The organism is Streptomyces sp. NPDC052721, assembly GCF_040678315.1.
In the GTDB taxonomy this organism is placed as follows: Bacteria; Actinomycetota; Actinomycetes; order Streptomycetales; family Streptomycetaceae; genus Streptomyces.
Window position 1 is genome coordinate 43,403 of the sequence record NZ_JBFATL010000054.1, and the last position, 6,439, is coordinate 49,841.

A 6,439-nucleotide genomic window follows, 5' to 3' on the forward strand; every position below is an offset into this window, starting at 1 on the left:
AGCCCTCACCAGTTGGTGAACACGTGAAGTCATGAGGAGGGAACCCCGGTAACTACGCGCGTCCGGCTGCGGCGACGCGCGTCTTCGGAGTACGCGGACACCTCTCACGCTCACACCTGTGAAACGGACAAACCGTGACAAGTCCTATCGATATAGAGGGCGGCGGGGCTTCGGTCGTCGTCGACGGCGCACCAGGGCCGGAGACGAAGAGCGAACCCGTCAAGCTCGCGGGCCGGTCCCCCGGCCAGCTGATGTGGCTGCGCTTCAAGCGCGACCGCACGGGCGTCATCTGCGCCGTGGTGGTGATCGGCTACTTCGTCGTCGCCCTGCTCGCACCGCTGCTGGTGAAGCTGCCGGGCACCGATCCGTACACCCTGTACGGCCAGGACCCCACCTACGCCGACAAGCCCGTCCTCGACGAATTCGGGCTTCCGCTGGGTTACTTGGGGGGCGTGTCCGGTGACCACTGGTTCGGCGTCGAACCGCAGTACGGCCGCGACCTGTACGCGATGCTGCTGTACGGCATGCGCACCTCGCTGTACATGGCGCTCGGCATCACCGTCCTCATCATGGTCACCGGTGTCGTGATCGGCCTGATCGGCGGGTACTTCGGCGGTCGCACGGACTACTGGATCGGCCGCGGCACCGACTTCTTCCTCTCCTTCCCGCAACAGCTGTTCTTCATCGCCTTCATGCCCGTCGTCACGTCCTTCTTCGTGGACCCCCGCGAGGAGACGCCGACCTACTTCCGGGCCCTGGCCATGCTGATCGTGCTGTGGCTGCTGGGCTGGATGAGCATGGCCCGACTGGTCCGGTCGACGGTACTGTCCCTGCGCGAACGGGAGTTCGTGGAGGCGGCCAAGGTCTCGGGCGCCTCGCCGTGGCGGATCGTGCGCAAGGAGATCCTGCCCAACGTCGTCACCCCGATCCTGGTGCAGTTCACGTACCAACTGCCCAGCACCATCCTCAGCATCGCCTTCCTGTCCTTCGCGGGCGTCGGGTTCGTCGAGCCGACACCCGACTGGGGACGCCTGTTCGCCGCCGGCGCCCGGTACGCCGAGCAGGACCCGGCGTTCATGTTCTTCCCCGGGATGGCGCTGGTGATCTTCGTCCTGTGCTTCAACCTCCTCGGGGACTCCGTACGGGACGCGTTCGACCCCAAGTCCGGGCGGTAGGTCGTCCGTTGGGTGGGGGTGGCTGCCGCCCCCGCCGGCCCGTCCGGCCGGCGCCCGGCAGATCTCACGGATAACAACCGACAGGTAGGTGGATTCGCCACATGATGTCTCATCGCGCCCGCGGAGCGCGTGTCGTAGTGATCGCCATCGCGGCCGGCTCCCTGGCTCTCACGGGCTGCTCCAAGAACGAAGGCGGCAAATCCGGTAAGGACTCCAAGAAGGACCAGAAGGAAGCGGCGGTCCAGTCGAAGGCGGTCACCTATGTCGACGCCGCGGGCTCGACCGGACCCGCGAAGGACGTGCCCGGCGCCAAGCCCGGCGGCACGATCACGGTGTACCAGGAGGCGGGCCTGTCCCACCTGGACCCCGCCCAGATCTACGTCTCCGACGCCGGCCAGGTCGCCAACCTGCTCTTCCGCCGCCTGACCCAGTTCCAGGAGGACGACAAGGGCAACGTGTCCGTCGCCGGTGACCTCGCCACCGACTCCGGCAAGTCCTCCGACGGCGGCAAGACCTGGACCTTCACGCTGAAGGACGGCATCAAGGACGAGAACGGCAACCCGATCACCTCGGCCGACGTCCGGCACAGCGTCGAGCGCCTGTACGCGAAGTTCATCTTCGACGGCCCGACCTACCTCCAGACCTGGCTGAGCGGCGCCGACTACCGCAAGGCCCTGCCCGGCGGCGGCTTCGACGGCAAACACCTGCCGGCCTCCGTGCTGGACACCCCGGACGACAAGACCGTGGTCTTCCACTTCGACCAGCCGCGCCCGGACCTCCCGCAGACCCTCGCCATGGCCGGCTACGCCGTCGTCCCGGCGAAGGGCGACACCAAGGAGCGGTACGAGAAGAAGCCGGTCGCCACCGGCCCGTACAAGATCGCCGAGAACAAGGCCGGCAAGACCCTGAAGCTGGTGAAGAACACCAACTGGGACCCGAAGACCGACTCCGTGCGCCACCAGTACGTCGACGGCTTCACCATCCAGTTCGGCGTCACCGAGTCCACCCAGACCAAGCGCCTGATCGCGGACGAGGGCGAGAACAAGAACGCCATCCAGCTCACCAACGGCGTCGAGGCCACGCAGATCCAGGACGTCATCAACAACCCCGAGGCCAGCAAGCGCACGGTCAAGGGCTACCAGCCCTACGTGATGACCCTGACCTTCAACCTCGACCGGGTCAAGGACAAGAAGGTCCGCGAAGCCGCCGCCTACGCGGTCAACTCCAAGTCCCTCATCGCCGGCGAGGGCGGTGCCTACGGCGGTGACGTCGCGCCGAACTACTTCGCGCCGACGCTGCCCGGCTACGAGCCGAGCTACGACCCCTACGGCCGGCTGAAGACCCCGCAGGGCAACATCGCCAAGGCCAAGGAGATCCTCAAGGGCGTCCCGGCCGCCGAGAAGAAGATCGTCTTCGCCTACGCCAACAGCGAGGCCGGGCAGAAGCGCAAGGTCGCCATCGAGGACGCGCTGACCAAGGTCGGCTTCGACGTCGTCGCCAAGGAGGTCGACGCGGCGAGCTACTACGAGCAGATCGGCAAGCTCAAGAACCCGTACGACGCCTACATCACCGGCTGGGGCCAGGACTGGCCGTCCCCCGGCACGGTCGTCACCCCGATCTACGACGGCTCGCAGGTCTTCGACGGCTCCGCGAACTACTCGCACGTCAAGGACCCGAAGGTCGACGCCCTCATCAAGAAGGCGCTGACGCAGAACCCGACCGATGCCGCCAAGACCTGGAAGGAAGCGCACCACTACCTGCTGGAGAACGTCATCCCGGCGGCTCCGCTGTGGTACACGAAGCAGTTCCAGATCTCCGGCTCCAACGTGGGCGGTGCCCGCTACGGCTCGGTGTCCAGCCTCATCGACATCACCCGGCTGTACCTGAAGTCGTGACCCGCGGCTGACCAAGGGGGCGCGCTCCGCAGCGAGCGCGCCCCCTGCCCGAGCGCCCCCTACCCACCGTCTCCGCAGAGAGCCAGCCCGCCATGCTTCAGTTCATCATCCGGCGCACGGTCGGCGCCTTCGTCACGCTCTTCCTCATCGGGGCGGCGACGTTCTTCCTCTTCGTGGCCGCACCCTCCGACTACGCCTCCCTGGCCTGCGGCAAGGACTGTTCGCCCCAGCGGCTGGCGGACATCCGGGAGGCCCTCGGGCTCAACCTGCCCCTGGCCCAGCAGTTCTGGGACTTCATGTCCGGCATCGTGACGGGCCGCGACTTCCCGGCCGGGCACTGCTCGGCCCCCTGCCTGGGCGTGTCGTTCTACTCGGGGGACATGGTCTGGAGCACCATCATCGACCGGTTCCCGCTGACCCTCACCCTGACCGCCGGCGGCGCGATCGTCTTCCTCGTCATCGGTGTCGGCGCGGGCATGATCGCCGCCTACCGGCGCGGGACACTGGTCGACAAGGTCGCCACCGGCGCCTCCATGGTGCTGAGCTCGTTCCAGATCTACTTCCTCGGCCCGATCGTGCTGACGATCCTCGTCTACAGCACCGGCTGGATGGAGGACCCCAAGTACGTGCCCCTCACCCAGGACCCGGTCGGCTGGTTCGTCGGGATGTCGATCCCGGTCTGTGTGATGGCCACGATCTTCACCGCGCAGTACACCCGTATGGCGCGCTCCTCGATGATCGAGCAGCTCGCCGAGGACCATGTGCGCACCGCCCGGGCCAAGGGCATGTCGCGCAAGTACGTCTTCCTGCGCTACGCCTGGCGCGGCTCGCTCATTCCGATCGTCACCGTGCTCGGCATCGACGTCAGCTCCATGCTGGGCGGCGCCGTCGTCACCGAACTGACCTTCTCCCTCCAGGGAATCGGCCGGCTCGCCGTGGACGGCGCGGTCAACAAGGACCTGCCGCTGACGATGGGGGTCATGCTGTTCGGCGCCTTCTTCATCCTCATCATCAACATCCTGACCGACATCACCTACGCGTGGATCGACCCCCGCATCCGGCTCTCCTAGGAAGAACCAGCCATCGTGACCACAGTGACCAAGGCCGAAGGCGCACCGGCCCCGACCGGGCCGGACGGATTCCTCTCGGTGCGCGATCTCCAGGTGACGTTCTCCACCGAGGACGGCCCGGTCAAGGCCGTCGACGGCCTCTCCTTCGACCTGCACCGCGGGAAGACCCTCGGCATCGTGGGCGAGTCGGGCTCGGGCAAGTCGGTCACCAACCTGACGATCCTCGGGCTGCACGACCCGCTGTTCACGACGGTCGACGGGGAGATCCTCTTCGACGGCAAGGAACTGATCACCGCCACCGAGAAGGAGATGGAGAAGCTCCGCGGCAACCGGATGGCGATGATCTTCCAGGACCCGCTCACCGCGCTGTCGCCCTTCTACACCATCGGCCGGCAGATCGCCGAGCCGTACATGAAGCACACGGGCGCCTCGAAGAAGGCCGCCTGGGAGCGGGCCGTGGAGATGCTCGCCAAGGTCGGCATCCCCAACCCCAAGGAGCGCGCGCGGGACTACCCGCACCAGTTCTCCGGCGGCATGCGCCAGCGCGCGATGATCGCCATGGCGCTGGTCTGCGACCCGGACCTGCTGATCGCCGACGAGCCGACCACGGCGCTGGACGTGACCGTGCAGGCCCAGATCCTGGACCTGCTCAAGGACCTCCAGCGGGAGTTCGGCACGGCGATCGTCTTCATCACCCATGACCTCGGGGTCATCGCCGACATGGCCGACGACATCATGGTCATGTACGCCGGGCGCGCGGTCGAGCGCGGCACCGTCGACGACGTGCTCAGGTCGCCGCAGCACCCGTACACCTGGGGCCTGCTGAACTCCATGCCCCGGCTGGACTCCGACCTCGGCACCCCGCTCTCGCCGATCCCCGGCACCCCGCCGAGCCTGCTCACCCCGCCGACCGGCTGCCGCTTCCACCCCCGGTGCACCTTCCGGGACCGGGTGGAGGGCGACCGGTGCGTCACCGAGCGCCCGCTGCTGGGACCCGACCGTTCCTCCGCGTGCCATCTGGGCACCGAGCAGAAACGCACCATCTTCATCGAAGAGATCAGGCCCCGTCTGGGCTAGGAGGACAACCGTCATGAAAGAGGACCTGGTCCTCCCCACCACCCGTGAGGCCGTCGAGGACGCGGCGCCGGAGCCGCTGCTGAAGGTCTCGGGGCTGGTCAAGCACTTCCCGGTCAAGGGCGGCTTCCCGATCCGGCGGACGGTCGGCGCGGTGCAGGCCGTCGACGGCCTGGACTTCCAGGTCGGCGAGGGCGAGAGCTTCGGCCTGGTCGGCGAGTCGGGCTGCGGCAAGTCGACCACCGGCCGGCTGATCACGCGCCTGCTGGAGCCGACCAGTGGCACGATCACCTACCGCGGCCGGGACATCAGCCACGCCGGCCGCAAGCAGCTCGCGCCGATCCGCTCCGAGATCCAGATGATCTTCCAGGACCCGTACTCGTCGCTGAACCCGCGGCAGACGGTCGGCAAGATCATCTCCGGTCCGATGGAGATCAACGGGATCGATCCCGAGGGCGGCCGGGAGAAGCGCGTGCGTGAACTCCTGGAGATCGTCGGTCTCAACCCCGAGCACTACAACCGCTTCCCGCACGAGTTCTCCGGCGGCCAGCGCCAGCGCATCGGTGTCGCCCGCGCGCTCGCGCTGGAGCCGAAGCTGATCGTGGCGGACGAGCCGGTCTCCGCGCTGGACGTCTCCATCCAGGCCCAGGTCGTCAACCTGCTCCAGAAGGTGCAGCGGGAACTGGGCATCGCGTTCGTCTTCATCGCCCACGACCTGGCGATCGTGCGGCACTTCTCCCAGCGCGTCGCGGTCATGTACCTCGGCAAGATCATCGAGGTCGGCGACCGCGATTCCATCTACACCCGCCCGCGGCACCCCTACACCCACGCCCTGCTGTCCGCCGTCCCCGAGGTGACCCTGACGGAAGGGGAAGCACCGCAGCGCGAACGCATCCGCCTCGCCGGCGACGTGCCGTCCCCCATCTCCCCGCCCTCCGGCTGCCGCTTCCGCACCCGCTGCTGGAAGGCGCAGGACAAGTGCGCGGCCGAGGAGCCCCCGCTGCTCCAGCTCTCCGGCAACCGGGACGGCCACCTGACGGCCTGCCATTTCCCGGAGGAGCCGACCATCGAGGGCCGCGAGGAGGACATCGTCCTGGACCCGGCACTGGCGGCACTGGAGGAGGACCAGGCGGGCTAGGCCCTGTCGTCAAACTCCCGTCTGCCGCGCGACGCCATGCACGCACTCTCGCCGCACCGGGCCCCGACCCAAGTACATCCAGTACGA

5 protein-coding genes are annotated in these 6,439 nt (G+C 67.8%); all 5 read left to right on the forward strand.

Translation table 11 applies throughout. The features are described 5' to 3' along the window. Positions 1-134: 134 nt before the first annotated feature. The 5 genes from AB0L21_RS35115 to AB0L21_RS35135 all read left to right on the forward strand — a co-directional run bounded on the left by AB0L21_RS35115 (position 135) and on the right by AB0L21_RS35135 (position 6,352). The gene (locus AB0L21_RS35115; protein ID WP_365701367.1) at positions 135-1,175 is read left to right on the forward strand and encodes an ABC transporter permease; all 1,041 of its coding nucleotides are present in this window, start codon (positions 135-137) and stop codon (positions 1,173-1,175) included. Between the two features lie 101 nt (positions 1,176-1,276). Next, positions 1,277-3,070: an ABC transporter substrate-binding protein gene (locus tag AB0L21_RS35120; protein WP_365701366.1), complete on the forward strand. Its 1,794-nt coding sequence runs from the start codon at positions 1,277-1,279 to the stop codon at positions 3,068-3,070. A gap of 92 nt (positions 3,071-3,162) precedes the next feature. Beyond that, the gene (locus AB0L21_RS35125; protein ID WP_365701365.1) at positions 3,163-4,140 is read left to right on the forward strand and encodes an ABC transporter permease; all 978 of its coding nucleotides are present in this window, start codon (positions 3,163-3,165) and stop codon (positions 4,138-4,140) included. Positions 4,141-4,155: 15 nt separating this feature from the next. Continuing rightward, on the forward strand, positions 4,156-5,217 hold the full coding sequence (locus AB0L21_RS35130; RefSeq protein ID WP_365788273.1) for an ABC transporter ATP-binding protein: 1,062 nt from the start codon (positions 4,156-4,158) through the stop codon (positions 5,215-5,217). Positions 5,218-5,230: 13 nt separating this feature from the next. Continuing rightward, positions 5,231-6,352 carry a dipeptide ABC transporter ATP-binding protein gene (locus tag AB0L21_RS35135; RefSeq protein ID WP_365788274.1) on the forward strand — a complete coding sequence of 374 codons (1,122 nt, stop codon included), beginning with the start codon at positions 5,231-5,233 and terminating at the stop codon, positions 6,350-6,352. The last annotated feature ends 87 nt before the right edge of the window (positions 6,353-6,439 follow it).

Bases quoted from the DNA above. Each gene is read 5' to 3' on its own strand.
- AB0L21_RS35120 (WP_365701366.1), top strand. From the start codon at position 1,277: ATGATGTCTCATCGCGCCCGCGGAGCGCGTGTCGTAGTGATCGCCATC.
- AB0L21_RS35135 (WP_365788274.1), top strand. From the start codon at position 5,231: ATGAAAGAGGACCTGGTCCTCCCCACCACCCGTGAGGCCGTCGAGGAC.
- AB0L21_RS35125 (WP_365701365.1), top strand. From the start codon at position 3,163: ATGCTTCAGTTCATCATCCGGCGCACGGTCGGCGCCTTCGTCACGCTC.